The following is a 20361-nucleotide window of genomic DNA, read 5'->3' on the forward strand; positions in this document are numbered from 1 at the left end:
GATTTCATCCCTCTTTAATTAAATATTTTCTACATGCATCAGAATTAGTTTCTGGTAGATATTTATACTGTGACAACATCTGCCTATTTAAAGACATCTGAACTACTTTAAAATGATTTTCTTTTTGCGCTGCCAATTTCTTAATCGACGTATTCTCGCCATGGAGTACGCGGTTATAACAGATCTTATTGACGTGCTTAAATGGGCCTACCTCACTAAGCTTTAGGTACATATCATAATCCACCGCATTGGTGATCTGTTCATCAAAGCCATCGGTTAAGTTCCAGGCTCTGGAAGTGAACATACGGAAATGGTGACAGATCATGGCAGTGGTCAGTTTTTCACGGGAGTACACCGGCCAGTTGTAGCCATTAGCGATTAACTTTCCTTCTCCATCCAAATTACGATTGGTGGTATAGATACAAGCCAATGAACGGTCTTTAAAGAATTCTTTTAGGCAAATCTCTACCGCATCTGGCTCGAGAAAGTCGTCCGAGTCTAATTGACCAATATAAAAACCGCGGCACAGATTGACTGCTGTATTAGAGGCTGCGCCTATGCCGCCATTTTGCTGGGAGACAAAGCGCACCCGAGGGTGGTTGCCATAGTTTTGGTGCAGCACCTTGAGGGTATTATCGGTTGAGCCATCATCACAAATGCAGACTTCCAAGTCGCTGACGGTTTGATTCAACGCGCTCTCGACGCAGCGAACTATATACTGCTCACAGTTGTAAGCCGGAATATAGATAGAGACCAGCGGTACAGGGTTAACCTCTGCTTGCTCAATCGGCGCTATCTTGCGATAGAAATACGGCACTTTGCCCAAGCGAATTTTTTCAGTAATCGCCTTGCCACCTGCGCGGTCGGTTTCGTTTTCTTTACCCGGTGGCTCCTGATGGTAGGCCATGGCTCCCATATGGGATTGAAAGAAGGCGCCGGAGCGATATAAACGGTAACCGTATTCGCCATCTTCACCGCCCCAGGCTTCGAATTCCTCATCGAACCAGCCTGCCTTTTCGAGCCATTTTTTGGAGAAGCCCACATTGCCGCCACTGAAGAAACGGAACGGCGAGTCACACAGGCGCAAATTATCGGTGCTTTCAAAGGTACTTAAGCGCCAATCCACTGAGATGGCACCGGCATCGGCACCCGCTACATTGTTATTGGTGCGCACTTCCGGCAGCTTGGCCAAAAAGTCCGGAGTCGCCTCGCAATAGTCGATGGCCAACATGCTGGTATCAACATATTTACGGGGGCCAATTACTGCCACCTCGTCCGACTCCATCAGAATATTGATAATGGACTGCACCCAGTCAGGGTTTGGTGCCATATCGCAATCCAGAATCGACACATAGTCATATTTGGCCGTGCGTAGCCCGAGATTACGCACCGCACTTAAACGATAGCCGGTGTCTTTTTGACGGACATACTTGACCTCGAGCTTATGCTCAAATTCACGCACAACCTTGCAGATATCTTCCTGACTGCCATCGCAGGCCACAATGACCTCAAACGGATAATCGGTACGCTGATGCAGCATGGCGGCGAGGGTGACGCGCAGGATATGGCTACGGTTAAACGTGGGAATAACCACACTCAAACCTATATCGGCGGGCAGTACATTCTTTTTATATTTTTTTACCCACCGATAATCGTTGGTGGATTCAGGTAATGGTCGCAACGTTAAGTCTTTTGGCCAGTCGCCGGGAATGGGGTTAACCTCTTTTACTTCGGCATCGTCTGATTTTTTGGCTTGCTGAGATTTCACCTGCGTTAACAGCGCCTGATATTCAGGGGTGTTGTTTGCTCCCGCTTCATTAAGCAGCATCAGTTGAGTTGCGGCATCAAATCTATTTACAAGAGATGGTTTCTTTGTAACTGATACATTATCATCTCCTGCTTTAATATTTACCCCTGCCTTAATCCGCCCCTCATGAATACCATAACGAATATAATGAGCCAACGGATTGAGTCCTGACTGGGATACATCATCATAGTGTGATAAATACCCCTGATTGGAAAATTGTGGTGACGGGTCTCGGCCCATTTTCCAGCCCAACCGCAGATAATGCTCCACTGGTGACAGACCGCTTTTTTTTACATCAGGATATGTTTTTAGATACCAGTCAGCATCAAACAGGCCACTGGTTTGAATTTCTTTAATCAGATTTTTCATAGTATTTAGATGATTGTATTCAGTTGAACATCAAAAACATTTGAGCAAACGGCTCTCTTTATGGCCGAACTTCAGGTAGTGAAATAGCGGATTCATTCCCGCGTCTTTCACATCGCTATGGGTGCTTAAATACCAGTTAGCGTCAAAGGTCGCGGACGGGTTTGCCCCAAGCTCCACGCCATATTCCAGATAGTGACCGGCAGCACCCTGTTTGTGGTGAGCTGCCTCAGGGTGCTTTTCAAGATACCAGGCCTCGTCAAACAACTCGGATTGGCGAATAAGTGACACATCTAAAGCAAATTGCCTGGCTTTGGCTCGACGTTGTCTGGCGGTTTTAAAGGTGTTTTTTAGCTTATCCGTCACCGCTGTGTGTTGCTGTTCTTTGAGCTGCAACTGGGCCGCCTGCAGTTCACTTAAGGTTGCCTCATACTGCTGATCTTGTTGGTGCAGCATATTGGTGAGGGTAGCAAGCTCATCAAAACGCTCGTTAAGAGATAGTCGCAAGGCCAGCTCAGCGTTCGCAAGCGTTGAGATTTTGCCTGCAGCAACCTGCTGGTCACGCTCAAGCTGCGCTGTTAACTCCCGCTCTCTTTGCAGTTGCATTTGGGTGGTGGCCAACTCGGCGGTCGCCTTATCCAGCTGAGTTTGTACCTGGCTTCGTTCAGCTTGAATTTGGTTTAACTCGGTTTGTGCCTCTATTTTCTGGTTATTGGCTTGGGATTTCTCCGCTTGCGCCCTGGTCAGTTCACCCTGGCTTTTGGCCAAGGCTGCCTGACTCGTTGCCAATTCATGCTGTGCGGCAGCCTTGGCTTGATTCAATTGATGCTTAAGGCTTTGGACTTCACCCCCAAGTTTGGCGGCAGTCGCCTTGAGGTCAGCTTCCTGCGATCTGGTTTTGGTCAGCGCGTCGTTTAACTTGCCAACTTCAGCCCCCTGTTGCTTGAGTTTGCAGTCAAGTTCCCCCACTTGCTGCTGGTAGCCTTGGCTAGTGGCCCTGGTTTTTTCCAGCTCACTCTGCATCTGGCTCAGTTGCTGGCGCAGGGATTGGTTATCCTGTTGCACGGCATCCAGTCGGGACTCGGCATCCACCAGCAGTTGGGTCAGCTTGGCCAGTTCATCGAATCGCACGTCGATATCCTGCTGCAAGCGGGCCATATCGGCGGCAGCCTGCTGGCGGCTCTTTTTCAGCGCAGTCAGCTCTTGCTCGAGCTGGGTCTTTTCCTGCAATAGCCGCTGCTTTTGTTTGCGCTTTTCGGCCGTTTCATCGCCCAAAGCGGCAAGCTTGGCAGCCAGCTCTGCTTGGTGAGCTTTGGCGGTAGCAACGTCTTGACTCGCCTGTTGCAGCTTGTCAGCAAAGGACTGTTTGGCCCCTTGAATTTGCTGGATGTGATGAGTCTGCGCCTGCAGTTGCTCCGTCAACTCATGCACCTGTTGTTCATATACCCGGCACTGCCAGGCATCTTCATTGGCACTGCCAAGGCGGGCATAGATGTTCTGGATAAGCCGTTGGGCGCGCGCATCTTGTCCCTGATTGATCAGGGTTTCCAGCTGGGCCGGGATCTGTTTTCCCATACAGAGCAGCAGTAAGCCATTGTGCTGGGTCAATTCAAACGAAGGGTAGTTACTGCGCAGTGAGGCGCACAATGGGCGATGTTCGCTCAGCATGCTGCCGTGGATCAGTACCACCGCATGAGCTGATAGCTTGCTTTGCAGCAGTGGCGACAACCCGGCTTGAGCTGACTCACTGACAAGCAGTGGCGTGCCCGGTTTGAGCATCAACAGATCAATGCTGGCGTCATCAAAGTCGCTGATAAATGCCAATTCATCGGATGCAACCAGATGCGAGAACTCACGGTAGTGCTCGTGGTTGTAGCGGCTGACCTGCTCGATATCGCATTGTGACCCGTATGCACCATATGCCAGGCCATCATGGTTCAGTTTGTCAATGGCCTGACAAATGGCGAAATAGCCCACGGCACTATTCAGGTTGGGCTCGACCACCAAGTTTGGGCGCAGGACATCGGTCAACCAGAAATAGAAGGGGACATGTTGCAACCATTGTGAGTCGGCAAGATAACGGGGCCGCCAAAACATGACTTTGGACGATATAGGCCGCAGGGAATGTTCTGTTGCCATGAGTCGGGTTGGCGACACATCAACCTGCGATGGTTCTGCCATCACCGTTGTACGCTCCGACTCAGCCAACCCAGACTGGGTTGATGATGAAGCCCGATGAACCGGGTTCGACTTACGATGTTTAAACTGTTTCACTTTCATGGTTTTTTACTTGTTGTAGCGTGTGAAAATAAGTGCAAGACGGCGTTCTCTATTAGACCTATAAAGCCACCAACACCCCGGCTGATACGGCAATCTGGTAAAGCACACTGGTAAAGTCTTTGGTAATTTGCAGCGATTTGGTTTCGACTTGCGGCAAGACAAAGATCTCGTCGCCCGGGGTGACGCGAATATCGCTATCGTCCAATTCGCTCTTCTCTATCTGGCTAAAGGTGCCGTCACGATGCAGCAACAGAATGCGCGAGTTGCTCGCCTTCTGGGTAAAGCCGCCGGCCAGATTGATATAGTCAGCCACGGTGCGTTTCTGATCCGCCAGAATGGCGTTCGGGAACATTACATCCCCGTGCACCATCACCAGATTGGTCTGGCGCGGAATGCGGATGATATCGCCGGGCTCAAGACGTACCTCTTCCAGATTGGGGGCGTTGGCCAGCACCACCTGACCGCTTGGCTCGATCTCTTTGGCCCGCGCAACCCACTGCATCAACAAGTCCGCCTCGCTCTTGCGCAAGCTCGCTTCCCCATCGGAGGCAGAGCGGGCGGTGAGAATGCTCGCTTCAAAAGCCTTGAGGGAGGAGCCCAGCATCTCTTTCTGGCGTACCTTGACCGAATCGCGATAGAGCTGGATGGCGCTGATATCGGCATCTCGGGTCAACTTCAGGCCATTGAGCACTTCGCCCAAGCGCGCGCCATAGCGCAGCACCACCTCCTGTTCGCTGTCGTGCTCCCCCTCAATGCGCACCGCGATGGAGGCATAGCGCTTGTCGGCGATAGCCTCTACCGTGTCGCCGCTGCTGACCATTACCCTGGCCAGGGTGGCTGCATCCTTCAGGGGATAGTTGTCCATCCGGATATCTTCCCCCTGATTGCGGCTAACCCGGATATGGGTGGCATCGGCATCGGGGCTGGCCAGTTGCAGCAGCTCGGCCAGGGTGACATGGGGTTTGCTCAGCTCAAACTTGTTGGCATTGGCCACCTTGCCGCGCACCGTGCTCTGATAGCGCAGCGGCGCCACCACCAGGGTATCGCCATCGCGCAACTGGGTCGGCTGCAGCGTGCCGTTTAGCAAAAACTGGTAGAGGTTGAAATTGCGCAGAGTTTTGCCACCGCGCTTGAGCGCCACATCCAGATAGCTGCCCCGCTCGGGGGAGATGCCACCCGCCTTGTCGAGGAAATAGAGGATGGAGTCCCCCGACTGGCCGGCATAGAGGCCGGGTTGATTGACAAAGCCGGTGACGAAGATCTTGACCGGCTGACTCACATCGAGGGTGGCGTAGACGCTGACGTTCTTCTGATAGACGCGGGTGATGGCGCCAAACAGGGTGTCATTGAGCTGCTCGTTGCGCACCCCGGCCACCTTGACCGGCCCGACCTTGGGCAGAAAGATATTGCCTTGGTGATCGACCAGCAGGCTCTGATCAAACTCGACCCCGCCCCACAGTTGCACCTGCAGCTTGTCGCCGATGGCGATGCGGTAATCGGGGTTGAACCCGTTGAATGATTCACGGGCAAACTCACCGCGAAACAGCCAGTTGCCAAAGACGGGATCGCGGGTTTGGGTGTCGCTCACCACCTTGCGCACCGGCGCCGCCTCCTGGGCGACGCCCAGCCCGTAAGCAGGCGGGATCAGCAGCCCAGTAACGAGCGCCAGCGATGCGGCGCGGATAGTAAAGTGGATGAACGTTAACCGCCGGTTGCGTCCGCAGTAACGGGTTCGAGAGATCAAGGTTGAAATCAAGGTAAACTCCTGCCGGGCGCCAGTGCATGCACTGCGCCATCGGGTATTGAAAAGGACGAGTATCAATTGGTGTAGCCACCCGCACTGGCGGGCGGCACTGGGCATCAATCCTGATGTTCGCGCAGGGTGGCGAGCCCCATCACCACCAGGCCGTAGAAGAGGCAGAGCAACACGCCAATGGTGGCGAGGCTGTAGAGGCGACGCGGGTATTGCGCCTCCTGTGCGGCACTTGGCGTACTCACCACCAGCAGGTGCTTGAGCTTGCGATAGGCTTCGACCCGGGCCTGCTCCAGACTGACCAGCCCAGTTTTGTAGATGTCGGCCGCCAGCTGGGTCTGCACCTGCACCGCCTGATAGTCGGCATTGACCTCGTTAAGCGACTGTTCGTCGTTGCTGGTCAGCCGCCGCTTCTCTTGCGCCAACTGGCGGGTCAGCGCGTCGACCCTGCCTCTGGCCGCCACCACATCGGGCGCCTTGGGATTCATGTAGATCTGCAGCCGCTTGAGCTCGGTATCCTGACGCACCAACTCTGCCTCCAGCTCGGACACCACCCCCAGCATGGCGCTGCTGGTTGCCTCCGGGCTCATCAGCTTGTGGCGATTCTGGAACGCCAGCATCTTGTCCCGCTCGGCCTGCAACCGCTCATGAGAGCGCGCCACCTCGCTTTCAACAAACGTGAGCTGTTCCAGCGCGACCTGATGACCCAGCCGGTTGATAAAGCCCTCCCCCTCTTTCAGCATCAGGGCCACAACCTCGCGGGCATATTCGGGCTCGAATGCCTGTAGCCGGATAGTCAGGATCCCCGACAGCTCGTCGAGGGTGAGGGTGAGATGGTCACGGTAGTAGGCAAGAAACTCTTCATTGCTGGCATCCCACGGGAGTCGTGACAGCCAATCAGCGTGACCGCCCTGATAGTGCCCCTTGAGGTCTAGCGCCTTGTCGAGCCGCTGCAGCATGTCCCATGAGCCCAGATAGGCATGCAGCACCTGCACATCCTGATGATTGCTGCCACCCAGCCCCAGCATGGAGAGAGCATCCGGCATCATCTTGAGCTGATCGGCCTGCTTGACGATGATGCTCGCTTCGCTGACATAGCGATCACTGGCGATTGCAACGTAATAGAGGGTCGCCACGCAAAAGCAGAGCAAGACCCAGAGAAAGCTGCCCAGCCTGATGGCCTTTTTCCATGAGAAACGGGCAGCCCGATATCCCTTTGAATCGATAAGGAAGCGTTTGGGGTCGCGCCTGAATTTGCGCAGCTTGCGACCGATTTGCGTCTTGATGGTGCTGGTGTTCATGAATATCCGGATTGATGATGGCAAGCGGCCCGCATCGCGCGAACCGAAATAGCATCGTGACAATATGTTGAAAAATGAATGTGATAGCTGTGGTTACAGGTTTTTATAGACCGCGATGGCCTCTTTAATATCGGGGTAGAGGGTCAGGCTGGCATTGTTCAGCACAATCCCCATGTCACACTGTTTGCGCAGGGTATTCATATCGTGGGAGACCATGATGAGGCTCGCCGTTTCTCGCTTCTGGTTGAAGACATCGATGCACTTTTGCTTGAACCTGGCATCCCCCACCGAGGTGATCTCGTCGGTCAGATAGATATCAAAATCAAACGCCATACTGACCGCAAACGAGAATTTGGATTTCATCCCGCTCGAGTAACCCCGGATAGGCAATTCGAAGTGCTGGCCTATCTCGGAAAAGCCCTTGACCCACTCCTCGACCCGGCGCGTGTCATGAATGCCATGGATCCGGCAGATAAAACGGGTATTTTCACGACCAGTCATGCTGCCCTGAAACCCGCCATTCAGCGCCAGCGGCCAGGAGACACGACTGTGGCGGGTGATCTTGCCCCGGCTAGGCATATCCATGCCGCCGAGCAGGCGCAACAGGGTGGATTTACCTGCCCCGTTGGTACCCAGAATGCCGATATTTTTATCTCCCGGCAGCGTGAAGCTCACATCCTTCAAGACATAATTACGCCCGAATTTGGTGGGGTAATATTTGCTGACATTTTCGAGGGTTATCATTTTTTAACTTGCAATCAGTCGACGGTGGCTCAGGCGATAGGCGCTCATCGCAAACGCCAGTATTATCAAGGTGGTACCGAGCAGATAACTCCAGCTCCCCCCCTGGGTTTGAAAACCGGCAATCCAGCCACTGCGGATCAATTCGAGTGCATGCACGATAGGGTTCCAGAGCAGCAGGTGCTGATAACTTTGCGGCACCGCCGCCAGCGGGAAAAAGACCGCAGATATCCAGAGTAAAGGACGCATCAAGATCGGAATTAGCTTGTCCACTTCGGCTGACAGACTGCTCACAATGCAGAGCAGGGTACCGAGGCAAAATGAGAAGATCATCAGGGTGCAATACCCCATGATCACCGCCAGCGGGTCATCGGGTATCGCATCAAAACCAGACCAGACCAGAATCAGGATTAATACAATAGCCACTAATATCCCTATAATGGACTCCAGTACAAAGCGGGAGAACAAGGTGGCAAATACAGTGACCTGACGATAGCAAAACAATCCCCTATTGGCACTGACTGCCGAAATAAGGCGATTGGTAGTATTTAGAAACATCAAAAATGGCAGATAACCGCTGGCAATAAAAACCGGCGCTTCAACACCACCGAAACCATTACGCTGCCTGAGACCAAATATGACACAGAATGCGGCAATAGTAATCAAGGGGTCCAGCAAGGCCCAGGCATATCCCATACGATAATTGCCAAAGCGGGTCTTCAACTCCCGCATCAATAATCCGAAGGTAACATCTTTCAATACCACAGCAGGACTGCGTCTTTGTATCAACATTGCACTTTGATTGAACACCTCTGGTAATAGATAAAGATGTGGCATTAAGTTTGAATAAGCGACCTAGCACTATCGTTTGTACGCCAGGCTGTCGACTGCTAGTAAAATAGCATGGCTACCGCACGGAAATGACACATTCCCGACAATAAGCTTTAATCCAATTTTCTCTTGCCATAGCTACCGCACGGAAATGACATTTTCCGTTGTCGGGCCAGAGCAGGGGCAGAGTCTCATCGCCAGAGACAAGAAACACTGACGTGCTCTTCGCTTGTCTTAGTGCTGTTGCAACCTATGATGTCTCTCTAGGATCACCCGTCTCTTCGACGAGCGGCAATATAGCCACAGGCCATTTTAGTTTCCACTCGAAACCATGATAAAAACATGAAATAAGTGTGGTTTTTCTATGAAATGTGAATTAACAAACCACAAAAAACATATTTCTCAGCATTAATCACCACCTCCATCGTCATAGACCAGATACAGAGCGCCAGACCTGGTTATGAGAAATGAGGTGGAAGCGCTGGCAAGGAGGTGCTCACCAACCCTTTGCTCACCCAGCACTCTCCCATGCTGCCAGCGACCTCCACTATCGCGAGCACATTCTCATCCGTTTCCGAGCCATCACTCAGCGCTGTTTCACTCGCCAATTGACGCGGTGGCTGCAGGCGAAAGGCACCGCCCCAGAGTTTCCGTCGTGTAAAAATGAGCACAACGACACATCAAGCAAGGTAATTACTCACAAGCTTGATAGCCCGCAATCCCTGCGATTATCGGCCTATTGCCCCAAGTTGATTGCGAAAAAGCGTGATCACAAGCTACAATACGGACCTGACTTTATCTCTAGCCATTATGTTAAACGGCGCATAAAGGGTGCATAATTTGATATCTGGTGGCACTGAAATATGATTTCGCTAAATGAAAGTAGCGGAGAGTTAATATGGGATGGTGCAGTTATTGCCCAGCTTAGCTCCAGCGAAATTCAGGTTTTACAATGTCTACTGGAAAGGCCTGATGAGCTGGTAGAGAAAGAAATTTTGCTAGAGGCAGGCTGGCCAAGTAAAGTTGTACAGCAAAACTCACTGACCGTTGCTATAAAAAACATCAGAAAAGCGTTAGCAGAAATTACCGATGGCCCCATAATTGAAACGCGTCATCGGAAAGGATACATATTTCACCCTGCGGTGAACCAAAATAAAAATATCGAACCCGACTCGCCAATAGATGACGGTGTATTTAGCCAAGACAGCTCTATTGAAGCAATAAGTTCTGATTATATTCATGAACGAAACATCCATAAGCCAGGTTCCATTCTCGCCAATATTATTTTTTACAGTACATTCATGGTTCTTGTTTTATGGTCATTATTCATTACCACTCTCGACACGCCAATACACTGTAACAAGATCAACAAGGCAAATCTCTGTGGCTATTCAGAGCTCAGTGATGATGAAATAAAAAAAATTGAGCAAACCGTTGGTGAATCTGAAGGAACTTACCTCTATGGATATGATAAAGAATTGGGTCAGCTTCAAATCCATAAAATGGATTAGTTTCACTCTATTGCTAGTTTATTCCGTAACGCCATTTATCAATGGGCTCGGATGTGATTATCAGCAACAATATGAGCGTGATGATTTCTCATTTTACTCAACCTGCAAGTTTGGTTATGCCAAGAGCGTTGTGCATAACAAGGCTACGGGTGAAGTACTCAAACATGAAGGTTTTTTAGGGAAACGTGGTGATACGGTCATTTTTATTGCAAACAAAGTGACTCGAACAGCAGAACACCCCGACCTCCATAACAATGTGTATTCAGTGATGCACAACGACTTTCTCTATATTGCCAAGATTATTCATAAAGATAAGGAAGACTGGATTGTCATGACTTATCCCTACTACCGAATCCAGAAGGTCAAAACCCTCGGTAAGCAGTCTCTCTGGTAACCAAACAATCCAAATCGAATTCACAGTGGTTCAAACTCTCGCAGCCAAGAGGGCCTCATTTAACCCCCCAACAGGCATGAATTATCCTCGGGAAGATAACGCCAAAGAGGTGCCAACACTGTGGTGGCGCCCATCAAGATTGGCCGCAACGAACCGTGCCCCTGTGGTAGCGGCAAGAAGTACAAGCCGTGTTGTTTGCACTAACCAACAAAATAGATAGCAAGAGAGGGCCATTGGCCCTCTCTTGTATTAAGAGACAACGGACCTATCGTTTATTGGCAATACCTCCCACCGCCCACCTTTACGTGGCCCGACAAAGCGAAGCCGTCCTGCATTACTTAACCTAGCCACCGCGCGTTCCACTGTGCTGGTGGATTTCCCTATTTGCTCCGCGACTTGTTTAAGCGTCAGGGTGGGGTCTGCTGCCAACACAGTTAAGATCTGCTCTGGCGTTTTCACCCGCATTTCTACCGGAATTTTTACCCGCATTTGTTCCTGCGATGCGGGTTGAGTGATGATTGCCTGGGTTAAGGCATCCCTTAGAGCTTCAAGTAAAAACAGGATAAATCCGGTACAGTCACAGAGCTTGTCAGCTTGGCTTAATTGCTGATAGTAGAGTTCCTGTCGCGATTTGATCACCATCTCCACTGGCAAGAAGGCCATTACAGGCTGCCAGCGACTCAATATCACCGTCTGCCACAAACGTCCCATCCGACCATTTCCATCCGCAAAAGGATGGATAAATTCCAACTCATAGTGCAAAGAACAAGAGGCAATCAGCGGATGTGCTTCAGTATCTGCCAACCATTGCAATAACTGCCCCATCAGATGGGGCACCTGATTTGCCGGTGGTGCCATATGCACTAACTGCTCACCTCGGTAAATACCCACACCACTGCTGCGCCAGTGCCCCGCGTCGTCACATAACCCCTGCATCAAACGACCGTGAGCCAAAAGCAAATCGTCAGGTGAAGCAGGATCCCAATCAGGCATTACCTCATAGGCAGCAAACGCATTACGGACCTCCTGGATCTCGCGAGGAAGCCCAAGTACCGTCTTCCCCTCTATCACTGCCGTCACCTGCTCAACACTCAGGGTATTGTGCTCAATAGCTAGGGAGGCTTGGATCGTGCGGATCCGGTTCTCCCGACGCAGCATCGGCACCTGGGAGATCTGAGCAAACCGCCACTGCCCCACCAATTCAGCAATCTCCGCAACCCGGCTCAACATGGCATGGGTCAGGGTAAAGGGGGGGGAATAAGCTGCCATGAGAGACTCCGTGATACGACGATAAATGAGGGGTAGCTTAACAGAGCGTGGAATAGACGCCTGCACATCGTAATGCTTAGACAGAGCTACTTGCTATCTCGCAGGCGACAAGCTCTCCCCAGCGCAACCACAGTGCCCGAGTCTTCTCTTCATGCTTTGAACGGTGGTAGATCCTCACCAGCTTGTTTACCGGCTGATGATTCAGACAGACTTCAATTATCCGTTCTTCAGCACCAAGCCGCTCAGCCCAATTCGTTGCTGCACTACGCCTCAGATCGTGCACGGTGAAAGGTTCCATATCGGGCAGCAATCTAGCATGCAGTCTCCTCAGTGCTCTGGTGATCGAGTCTTCCAATATCGGTTTGTCAGGGGTTCTGACTGATTCAAACACAAACTCCCCACTCCACTGCGTCTGGATGATATCTAGCGCCAGTTGGCTCAGGTACACGGTGTGAGCTCTGCCATTTTTGGTTTCAGGAATAGTCCAGACACCATTCACTACTTGTGAACGTTGCATCTGAGCTACTTCCCCACGTCGTGCTCCCGTCAGGATGAGCAACTTGATCGCAGCCGCTGCGGATGGAGAGATGAGATTAAACCGCTTGGCCCCTTCAACCGCTGATTGATTCGCAAGCTCTCCATCAATGGCTTGCCACAACTGCCGCAGTTCAGAGATGGTCAACCAACGTTCGCGGGTCCGAGCCTCGATATTGAAATCTTTGGGCCGTAATAAGCGAGCCGGATTATTCGGGATGAGATGGTGAATTCTCGCATAATCGAGGGCTAGACTGATCGTCGTGAGTGCTTTGCGGATCTCTTCTCCACGGCTTTTGGGTGCTTTCCCTGATGCTGGCTTGGATCCCCTTCTAGCCAATTCCAAAGCTTGGGCCAGATGAGCAGTAGTGAGATCAGAAAGGCGTACATTCTCAAGATGCTTCTTGAGATGTCGCTCCCAGCGCTGGCGGTGACGCAGCAAGGTCAGGGGTTTCAAATCACCAGTTTCTTCGCGAAAATCCAACCAGCGTTCCACCACCACTCCGACCGTTAACACGGCTTCGTTAGCCGCTTTTTCTTCAGCTTTCTGAAGCCTTGGATCAATCCCTCTGTCCACCAGCGCGATGGCATCTTTATGAGCTTGTCTTGCTTCTGCCAAACTCATTGCCGGATAATTTCCGAGAGTCATTTTTTGCTGCTTACCGGCGATGTAATAGCGATAAAGCCAGCTCTTGGTTGGTCTACCAAACCTGGCCTCAACGGACAGGCCGGAGCCATAGCGAGACTTCACTGCACAAACAATCCGGTCCTTCCCCTCTGGTGGAGTAAGGGCCGCAATCTCTCGGTCTTGGTTAAGCATCAAAACTCCAATCTGGCGTACTTACTGGCGTACTTGTTTAGCATCCTATAAGGATAAATTAATTTGTACAGCCTTGGATGGTAAAACCCATAAATAACTGATAAATAATGATTTAAAATAAAATTGACAGATGACTTTAGACAGCATAAAACAGGTTGGCGCGCCCCTCCTAAGGGACAGGCCACTGGTTCGACTCCAGTCGGGAGCGCCATATAAAACAAGGGGTTGGCATCATCACGATGCCAACCCCTTGGTCGTTTTTGGCCCCGTACCCCTCTCCGTACCCCTCCAATGCAGTTCATTGCACAACACAATCATGCTGTAACGCCCCCCTTAAAAATGAGAATTTAATCATAAATACATCCTATTCAATAAACTTTCAAACCTACATCACCTACATGAGTTAGCAGGCTGAATGTCTGCATTTCACAATTCCTGGAGGAGATATGGCTCACCTGATCGACACCATGGCCTACACCGGCCAAACCCCTTGGCATGGCCTTGGCAATGTCTTGCCCCCGCAACAATCTCTCGATATCTGGCTGCAGGCAGCCGGGATGGATTGGACCATCGAGCAGAGCGACGTGATGTTTAACGTCGCCTCCGATGCACTGCATATCCGTCCCTACAGCGATAGCAAGGTGCTGTATCGCTCCGATACCCTCACCCCTCTGTCGGTGGTCTCAAGCCGCTACAACGTGGTACAGCCTCACGAGGTGCTGCACTTCTATCAAGACCTAGTGGAAGCCGGTGGCTTTGAGCTAGAAACCGCAGGCTCGCTCAAAGGTGGCCGCAAACTGTGGGCACTGGCTAAGACCGGCCAGGATCTAAAGCTCAAAGGTAATGACTTGGTAAAATCCTATCTGCTGCTGGCAACCAGCTGCGACGGCACGCTCTGCACCACGGCGCAGTTCACCTCGCTGCGGGTGGTCTGCAATAACACCCTGCAGATGGCACTGCGTGGCGCTACCGGCGCCATCAAGGTACCCCACTCCACTCAGTTCGATGCGGCGACCGTCAAAGAGTCGCTCGGACTGGGGCTCTCCCATTGGGATGAGTTCAAAGTCCAGACTAAGGAATTGGCACAACGGCCCGTCGCCCCCGAAGAGGCGCTGCGCTTTTTCAGCGACTTGCTGGCGCAACCGCTCGATGAGGAGAACATCATTCTCACCAAGCCGGTACAACGACTGCATGAGCTCTATCAGGGCGCAGGCATGGGCTCAGAACTTGCGAGCTCCCGCAATACCGCCTGGGGGCTGGTCAATGCGGTCACTGAATACGTGGATCACCACCGCCGTGCCCGCAGCCAGGATCACCGGCTCGACTCCGCCTGGTTTGGTCAGGGCTCCCAACTCAAATCTCAAGCCTTGAATCAGGCACTCACTCTGCTGCAGTAATTACGCTTCCCCATTCAAACCGCATAACGACCTCACCCGGACTGGCGCAAGCCAATCCGGGCGAGGTCGTTATGCCGTCAACAAGGAATAGTCATGAAAGCAAAAGCCAAATATGGCCAAGCCCTGCGGCTAGCCTCTACTACCCAGTTAACCCGCGAGCAGTGGCTCGCTGTCCGTAAACTCGGCATTGGTTCCTCCGATGCCGCCGTCGCAGTGGGGCTCTCCCCCTACAAATGCCCGCTCAGCCTGTGGTTGGAGAAGACTGGCCGCAAGGAACCGGAGGATATCTCCCACAAGGAAGCGGTGCTGTGGGGCATTGAGCTAAATAACTGATCCCAATAGTGATACACCTTCGCTGTCCCATAGCCATTCCCCGGGAAAGGAGACTCGGTATCCATGAAGTGTTTCACTCGGGCCAGCAGGCCGGCCATTCCTCTGCATTGATATAACCAAATCGGTAACCTTGCCCTTGGGTGGCTGGCGGTATGCCACCTTCACTGTACTGGTGCGATTGTTGACGCAGCTGTAGTCGGGTGCACACAGCGGCACAAACAGCGAGCCGCGTTTGACCAGGGAACGGTTGTACTGTGACCAGTTGGATATGGCGTGAAGCGACTTGACCATGATACTGATTTGAAGAGGGATTTGGTGATCAGATCACCGTCTCCACCATAAGTTCAATTCAGGTCACTCTGATTTGGAAAACAACACCGGAACAAAGCCTAAATAAAGCTGAATATGTTCGAGCTGAGTTACTGTGAGATGAAAAGAGAACCTATTTAAATATAAAAGCGTCTCTTTATTTAATTATTTGTAGCTATTCCGCTTATTTATGTTAATTAATTTATTCCCACATATCTTTTGCAACAATGGATTATCAGCAATTTCACATATCTCCATTTTCTTTTTCAATTGCTTTGTTTGTGAGTTCCATCACTAAAGACGACATCCTTATTCTGATAAGATTTTTACGTGTTGAACATTAATATATTTAGAGAGAAAAAAATGATCGCTGTTATTGGCTCAAATATGGTCGACCTGATCACGTACACCCATACAATGCCAAAAGAAGGGGAAACACTTGAGGCGCCAGATTTCAAATTAGGATGTGGTGGTAAGGGTGCAAATCAAGCTGTTGCAGCAGCAAAGCTGGGCTCGAATGTCATGATGCTAACTAAAGTTGGCGATGATGTTTTTGCTGATAATACAATACGTAACCTGGAGTCATTTGGTATCGAAACAAAGTATGTAGAAAAAGTAAAAGGCACTAGTAGTGGTGTTGCACCGATCTTTGTCAATCCTAGCTCGAGCAACAGCATTCTGATTATTAAAGGTGCCAACAACTATCTCTTACCAGAAGATATCGATAGAGCAGCCGAGGATCTGAAACGCTGTAAATTAATTGTACTTCAACTAGAAATAAAGCTAGAGACGGTATATCACGCAATCGAATTTGGCAATAAGCATGGCATCCAGGTTTTGCTTAATCCTGCACCAGCCTTGAAAAACCTCGATATTAACTATGCCTGTAAGTGTGATTTCTTTGTGCCTAATGAATCAGAACTAGAGATCATGACAGGCATGGCGATCAACAGTATAGACAATGTGAGAAATGCGGCCAAGACACTGATAAAAAAGGGATTAAAGAACATCATTGTCACTCTTGGCCAGCAAGGGTCACTCTGGATGACTCAGGATTCCGAATTGCATGTCCCGGCTCCCCGCGTGAATGCCGTTGATACAAGTGGTGCTGGCGACGCTTTTATAGGCTGTTTTTCCCACTACTATGTCAATATCGGTGATATTGAAACCGCCATGAGAAAAGCATCTCTATATGCCGCCTATAGCGTGATGGGAAAGGGTACGCAGGCTTCCTATCCATCGATTGAAAAATTCTATGATTTTCTCCAACTTCATGAATAAAAAGGCATAAACAAATGAACAAAGTTATTCAGTTACCAGACGGTTATCTCAATAAAACACCAATATTTCAATTCATTTTACTGTCCTGCCTATTCCCACTTTGGGGCTGCGCGGCATCCTTAAATGACATTCTTATTACTCAGTTCAAAAGCGTGTTTGAACTTAGTAACTTTGCCTCAGCATTGGTCCAGAGCGCCTTTTATGGCGGTTATTTCCTGATCGCTATCCCAGCGTCACTAGTAATTAAAAAGAACACCTATAAATTTGCCATCCTTGTGGGACTGACACTTTACATTGGCGGCTGTACGATGTTCTTCCCTGCCTCGCACATGGCTACCTATACCATGTTTCTTGCAGCCATATTTGCCATCGCGATCGGCCTAAGCTTCCTAGAAACAGCGGCTAATACTTATAGCTCCATGATTGGCCCGAAAGAAACAGCCATACTGCGCCTTAATATCAGTCAGACATTTTACCCAATCGGTGCCATTGCAGGTATCCTGCTAGGTAAATACTTGGTGTTCCATGACGGTGATAGCTTGGAAGCTACCATGATGAGTCTGAATGGAGCGGAGTTGCACAACTTCAAGTTGGCAATGCTGGAAAAAACTCTAGAACCCTATAAATATATGATTATGGTGCTGATGGTAGTGTTTATTCTGTTCGCTACAACCAAGTTCCCGAAATGCAAGGTTGAGCAAACGGCTAGTCGTAAGCGCCCATCCGCTACCGACACTCTGCGCTACCTGTCTACTAACAAGCGCTTCCGTAAGGGTATTATCGCGCAGTTCCTTTATGTTGGTATGCAAGTGGCGGTTTGGTCATTCACCATCCGTCTGGCCTTGGAACTGGGTAATATCAACGAGCGTGATGCGTCAAACTTCATGGTGTACAGCTTCATCTGCTTCTTCGTCGGTAAATTTGTAGCCAACATTTTGATGACAAAGTTCAGCCCGGAAAAAGTGTTAGCACTGTACGCTGTTATCGGCGTCTTCACCTTAGCTTATGTAGCCTTAGTTCCGGACTTTAGTGCTGTCTACATGGCGGTATTTGTCTCGATTCTGTTCGGCCCTTGCTGGGCAACTATTTATGCTGGGACTCTTGACACAGTAGACAATGAGCACACAGAGATGGCGGGGGCTGTGATTGTAATGGCCATCGTGGGGGCAGCAGTGGTGCCTGCCATACAGGGTTTGGTTGCCGATACGGTAGGCTCTCTGCAAGCGTCCTTCTTGGTCTCGATGTGCTGCTTTGTCTATGTCGGTATGTATTTCTACGGCGAACACAAAATGAAGATTGCCGTAGATTCCACAGCCACTCGTGCCAATGCGTAAGGAGTTGCTATGAACACTAATATCCCATTGTGGCGTGAGTTGTTCACCCAACTACCACATCTGCTCCTTAAAAACGACGCATTCCAGGTCACCGCTAGTCGTTATCCCAGTGGTGTGGAGGCTCTGGAGATCAAGAACTCACGGGGGAATCTTATCGTTTTGCCTTGGATGGGCCAGATGATATGGGGAGCAGAGTTTGATGGTCACAACCTAACCATGAAAAATATGTTTACTCAACCCAAGCCGGTGAACGAAGTGATCGGGACTTATGGATGCTTTGCCTATCATTCGGGACTGTTGGCAAATGGCTGCCCAGCACCGGATGATACCCATCCATTACACGGTGAAATGCCCTGCGCTCCCATGGATGAGGCTTGGATAGAACTGACGGAGGATACCCTGACGTTGTGTGGCCGTATCGAGTATGTGATGGGATTCGGACATCATTACCGGGCCGAACCCAGTGTTACCCTGCATAAAGACAGCGCACTCTTTGAAATTTCCATGTCAGTCACCAATCTGGCCTCGGTCAACATGCCGCTACAGTATATGTGTCACATGAATTATGCCTATGTGGCGGGTGCAACATTCGGCCAGAACATCCCGGCTGAAGCCTGGCGTTTGCGTGAGTCAATCCCAGCCCATGTAACACCAACACCGACATGGACGGTGTTCAATCAAGCCATACAGAATGGTCGGGTGACGTTGGATTGCTTGAACCAGCCTGAGTGTTATGACCCCGAGATCGTGTTCTTTGCCGATGAGCTGGACTGCTATACCGCCGAGCCGGAATTCACCATGACCGCACCCGATGGTACGACCTTTCTCACCCGGTTCAGTAGCACTGAGTTCAATTATGCCACCCGCTGGATATTGCACAATGATGATCAGAAGGTCACGGCCTTTGTGCTGCCAGCGACCTGCCGCCCAGAAGGGTTTAAGGCCGCAAATCTGAATGGCACCCTGATTAAGCTTGCACCAAACGAAACGAAAGTCTTCAAAGTTACGACCGGCATTGCCTAAGACTAATAAGTAAGAAGGGTGGGAAGTCCCACCCTTATATTTTTGGAGAGAAGTATGAACAGCAGTATTCGTGCCCTTACCTTGATGGATCTCACCACCCTCAACGAGGATGATACTGACGCCAAGGTCATTGAGCTTTGTCAGCAGGCCAAGACCCGTTTTGGCAACACCGCCGCCATCTGTATCTTCCCCCGTTTTATCCCCGTTGCACGCAAAGCTCTGCAAGAACAGGGCACACCTGATATCCGGATTGCGACCGTGACCAACTTTCCCAATGGGAACGATGACATCGAGATTGCCGTTGCAGAAACACGTGCAGCAATTGCCTATGGTGCCGATGAGGTCGATGTGGTTTTTCCTTATCGAGCCTTAATGAAGAGAAATGAGAAAATTGGATTTGAATTGGTCCGTGCTTGTAAGGAAGTCTGCGAGACTGCCGCGGTGACGCTGAAAGTCATCATTGAATCGGGAGAATTACAGTCAGAGCACCTCATACGCCTAGCCTCCTCTATCGCGATCAATGCGGGGGCTGATTTTATAAAAACATCCACAGGAAAGGTCAAAGTGAATGCCACACCAGAAAGTGCACGTGCGATGCTGGAGGTCATTCGAGAGATGGGTGTTCAGGATACTGTCGGTTTTAAAGCCGCTGGAGGAGTCAAAACAGCAGAAGATGCGGCGTGCTATTTGGCTATGGCCGATGAGATCATGGGGCCAAACTGGGTATCCGTTGATCGTTATCGGTTTGGGGCATCCAGTCTGCTCGGCAGTCTGCTTACTGACCTCGGTGAGAAGTTAGAGGTACTGGGGGACTACTGAATAACATAATGCTATTCAACAAACAGGCTGCCCTCCGCAGCCTGTTTGCTTATGGTAACAAAAGTACCAGCCTAGCAGAGGATCTCGCTAGGTTACAGGGTCCTTACCAGTCTTATCTTTACTTACTATTAGCGTATTGAATTATTTACTCTTTTTTTTATAACTGTATGAGGTGTCCTGACAAGATCGGACAGTCCCGGATCAAGCAGCCTGAGCAGTTCTCCAATACCTCTTGTTAAACTCCGCCGGGCTGACATT

At 50.5% G+C, this 20361-nt stretch carries 16 protein-coding genes and 2 pseudogenes; 9 read left to right on the plus strand and 9 right to left on the minus strand.

Features of this window, described 5'->3' with window-relative positions; translation table 11 throughout:
* Nucleotides 1-4: 4 nt before the first annotated feature.
* The 6 genes from ACW5W8_RS16130 to ACW5W8_RS16155 all read right to left on the minus strand — a co-directional run bounded on the left by ACW5W8_RS16130 (nt 5) and on the right by ACW5W8_RS16155 (nt 9040).
* Nucleotides 5-2176 (minus strand): glycosyltransferase family 2 protein, encoded by a 2172-nt coding sequence (locus ACW5W8_RS16130; protein ID WP_498628733.1) that lies wholly within the window; start codon nt 2174-2176, stop codon nt 5-7.
* Nucleotides 2177-2206: 30 nt separating this feature from the next.
* Nucleotides 2207-4453 (minus strand): hypothetical protein, encoded by a 2247-nt coding sequence (locus ACW5W8_RS16135; RefSeq protein ID WP_498628735.1) that lies wholly within the window; start codon nt 4451-4453, stop codon nt 2207-2209.
* Between the two features lie 58 nt (nt 4454-4511).
* Nucleotides 4512-6101, minus strand: coding sequence for a polysaccharide biosynthesis/export family protein (locus ACW5W8_RS16140; RefSeq protein ID WP_498628759.1), 1590 nt, complete (start codon nt 6099-6101; stop codon nt 4512-4514).
* A 212-nt stretch (nt 6102-6313) separates the two neighbouring features.
* Nucleotides 6314-7507 carry a KpsE/RkpR family capsule polysaccharide export protein gene (locus tag ACW5W8_RS16145; protein ID WP_498628737.1) on the minus strand — a complete coding sequence of 398 codons (1194 nt, stop codon included), beginning with the start codon at nt 7505-7507 and terminating at the stop codon, nt 6314-6316.
* 93 nt (nt 7508-7600) lie between these two features.
* Nucleotides 7601-8251: an ABC transporter ATP-binding protein gene (locus tag ACW5W8_RS16150; protein ID WP_498628739.1), complete on the minus strand. Its 651-nt coding sequence runs from the start codon at nt 8249-8251 to the stop codon at nt 7601-7603.
* Between the two features lie 3 nt (nt 8252-8254).
* Nucleotides 8255-9040, minus strand: coding sequence for an ABC transporter permease (locus ACW5W8_RS16155; protein WP_498628741.1), 786 nt, complete (start codon nt 9038-9040; stop codon nt 8255-8257).
* 902 nt (nt 9041-9942) lie between these two features.
* On the opposite strand from ACW5W8_RS16155, the gene ACW5W8_RS16160 reads away from it, so the two are divergent.
* The 3 genes from ACW5W8_RS16160 to ACW5W8_RS16170 all read left to right on the plus strand — a co-directional run bounded on the left by ACW5W8_RS16160 (nt 9943) and on the right by ACW5W8_RS16170 (nt 11188).
* Complete coding sequence (locus ACW5W8_RS16160) at nt 9943-10590, plus strand: winged helix-turn-helix domain-containing protein (RefSeq protein ID WP_498628743.1); 648 nt, start codon at nt 9943-9945, stop codon at nt 10588-10590.
* Nucleotides 10541-10984, plus strand: coding sequence for a hypothetical protein (locus tag ACW5W8_RS16165; RefSeq protein WP_498628744.1), 444 nt, complete (start codon nt 10541-10543; stop codon nt 10982-10984). The genes ACW5W8_RS16160 and ACW5W8_RS16165 overlap by 50 nt, the downstream gene beginning before the upstream one ends.
* Nucleotides 10985-11107: 123 nt before the next feature.
* Nucleotides 11108-11188, plus strand: a complete 81-nt coding sequence (locus tag ACW5W8_RS16170; protein WP_429041771.1) for an SEC-C metal-binding domain-containing protein — start codon at nt 11108-11110, stop codon at nt 11186-11188.
* A 45-nt stretch (nt 11189-11233) separates the two neighbouring features.
* Here the strand turns inward: ACW5W8_RS16170 and ACW5W8_RS16175 are convergent, their stop codons facing one another.
* Entirely contained in the window at nt 11234-12253 is a 1020-nt protein-coding gene (locus ACW5W8_RS16175; RefSeq protein ID WP_498628746.1) for a Fic family protein, read from the minus strand.
* 76 nt (nt 12254-12329) lie between these two features.
* Entirely contained in the window at nt 12330-13607 is a 1278-nt protein-coding gene (locus tag ACW5W8_RS16180; RefSeq protein WP_498628748.1) for a tyrosine-type recombinase/integrase, read from the minus strand.
* A gap of 446 nt (nt 13608-14053) precedes the next feature.
* Between ACW5W8_RS16180 and ACW5W8_RS16185 the strand changes: the two genes are divergently transcribed.
* Both ACW5W8_RS16185 and ACW5W8_RS16190 read left to right on the plus strand, forming a co-directional pair.
* Complete coding sequence (locus tag ACW5W8_RS16185; RefSeq protein WP_107682477.1) at nt 14054-15004, plus strand: DUF932 domain-containing protein; 951 nt, start codon at nt 14054-14056, stop codon at nt 15002-15004.
* Between the two features lie 93 nt (nt 15005-15097).
* A pseudogene (locus tag ACW5W8_RS16190) lies at nt 15098-15328 on the plus strand (YqaJ viral recombinase family protein); the annotation flags it as partial.
* 42 nt (nt 15329-15370) lie between these two features.
* On the opposite strand, the pseudogene ACW5W8_RS16195 reads toward ACW5W8_RS16190, so the two are convergent.
* Nucleotides 15371-15628: pseudogene (locus ACW5W8_RS16195) on the minus strand (hypothetical protein); the annotation flags it as partial.
* A gap of 348 nt (nt 15629-15976) precedes the next feature.
* Between ACW5W8_RS16195 and rbsK the strand changes: the two are divergent.
* From rbsK to deoC, 4 genes are read left to right on the plus strand one after another with little or no spacing between them, the layout of a single operon-like run.
* A complete protein-coding gene (rbsK, locus tag ACW5W8_RS16200; protein WP_498628751.1) occupies nt 15977-16927 on the plus strand; it encodes a ribokinase in 951 nt (316 codons plus the stop codon).
* Nucleotides 16928-16941: 14 nt separating this feature from the next.
* Complete coding sequence (fucP, locus tag ACW5W8_RS16205) at nt 16942-18261, plus strand: L-fucose:H+ symporter permease (RefSeq protein ID WP_040096526.1); 1320 nt, start codon at nt 16942-16944, stop codon at nt 18259-18261.
* 9 nt (nt 18262-18270) lie between these two features.
* Nucleotides 18271-19284: an aldose 1-epimerase family protein gene (locus tag ACW5W8_RS16210; protein ID WP_498628753.1), complete on the plus strand. Its 1014-nt coding sequence runs from the start codon at nt 18271-18273 to the stop codon at nt 19282-19284.
* 54 nt (nt 19285-19338) lie between these two features.
* Nucleotides 19339-20103, plus strand: coding sequence for a deoxyribose-phosphate aldolase (gene deoC, locus ACW5W8_RS16215; RefSeq protein WP_498628755.1), 765 nt, complete (start codon nt 19339-19341; stop codon nt 20101-20103).
* Nucleotides 20104-20361 lie beyond the last annotated feature (258 nt).

It is taken from the genome of Aeromonas aquatilis (assembly GCF_054052405.1).

Excerpts from the sequence above, each read along its gene's own strand:
- ACW5W8_RS16160 (WP_498628743.1), top strand. The coding sequence starts at position 9,943 with ATGATTTCGCTAAATGAAAGTAGCGGAGAGTTAATATGGGATGGTGCA.
- ACW5W8_RS16165 (WP_498628744.1), top strand. The coding sequence starts at position 10,541 with ATGGATATGATAAAGAATTGGGTCAGCTTCAAATCCATAAAATGGATT.
- ACW5W8_RS16180 (WP_498628748.1), bottom strand. The coding sequence starts at position 13,607 with ATGCTTAACCAAGACCGAGAGATTGCGGCCCTTACTCCACCAGAGGGG.
- ACW5W8_RS16175 (WP_498628746.1), bottom strand. The coding sequence starts at position 12,253 with ATGGCAGCTTATTCCCCCCCCTTTACCCTGACCCATGCCATGTTGAGC.
- deoC (WP_498628755.1), top strand. The coding sequence starts at position 19,339 with ATGAACAGCAGTATTCGTGCCCTTACCTTGATGGATCTCACCACCCTC.
- ACW5W8_RS16150 (WP_498628739.1), bottom strand. The coding sequence starts at position 8,251 with ATGATAACCCTCGAAAATGTCAGCAAATATTACCCCACCAAATTCGGG.
- ACW5W8_RS16145 (WP_498628737.1), bottom strand. The coding sequence starts at position 7,507 with ATGAACACCAGCACCATCAAGACGCAAATCGGTCGCAAGCTGCGCAAA.
- fucP (WP_040096526.1), top strand. The coding sequence starts at position 16,942 with ATGAACAAAGTTATTCAGTTACCAGACGGTTATCTCAATAAAACACCA.
- ACW5W8_RS16210 (WP_498628753.1), top strand. The coding sequence starts at position 18,271 with ATGAACACTAATATCCCATTGTGGCGTGAGTTGTTCACCCAACTACCA.
- ACW5W8_RS16155 (WP_498628741.1), bottom strand. The coding sequence starts at position 9,040 with ATGTTGATACAAAGACGCAGTCCTGCTGTGGTATTGAAAGATGTTACC.
- ACW5W8_RS16185 (WP_107682477.1), top strand. The coding sequence starts at position 14,054 with ATGGCTCACCTGATCGACACCATGGCCTACACCGGCCAAACCCCTTGG.
- ACW5W8_RS16135 (WP_498628735.1), bottom strand. The coding sequence starts at position 4,453 with ATGAAAGTGAAACAGTTTAAACATCGTAAGTCGAACCCGGTTCATCGG.
- ACW5W8_RS16130 (WP_498628733.1), bottom strand. The coding sequence starts at position 2,176 with ATGAAAAATCTGATTAAAGAAATTCAAACCAGTGGCCTGTTTGATGCT.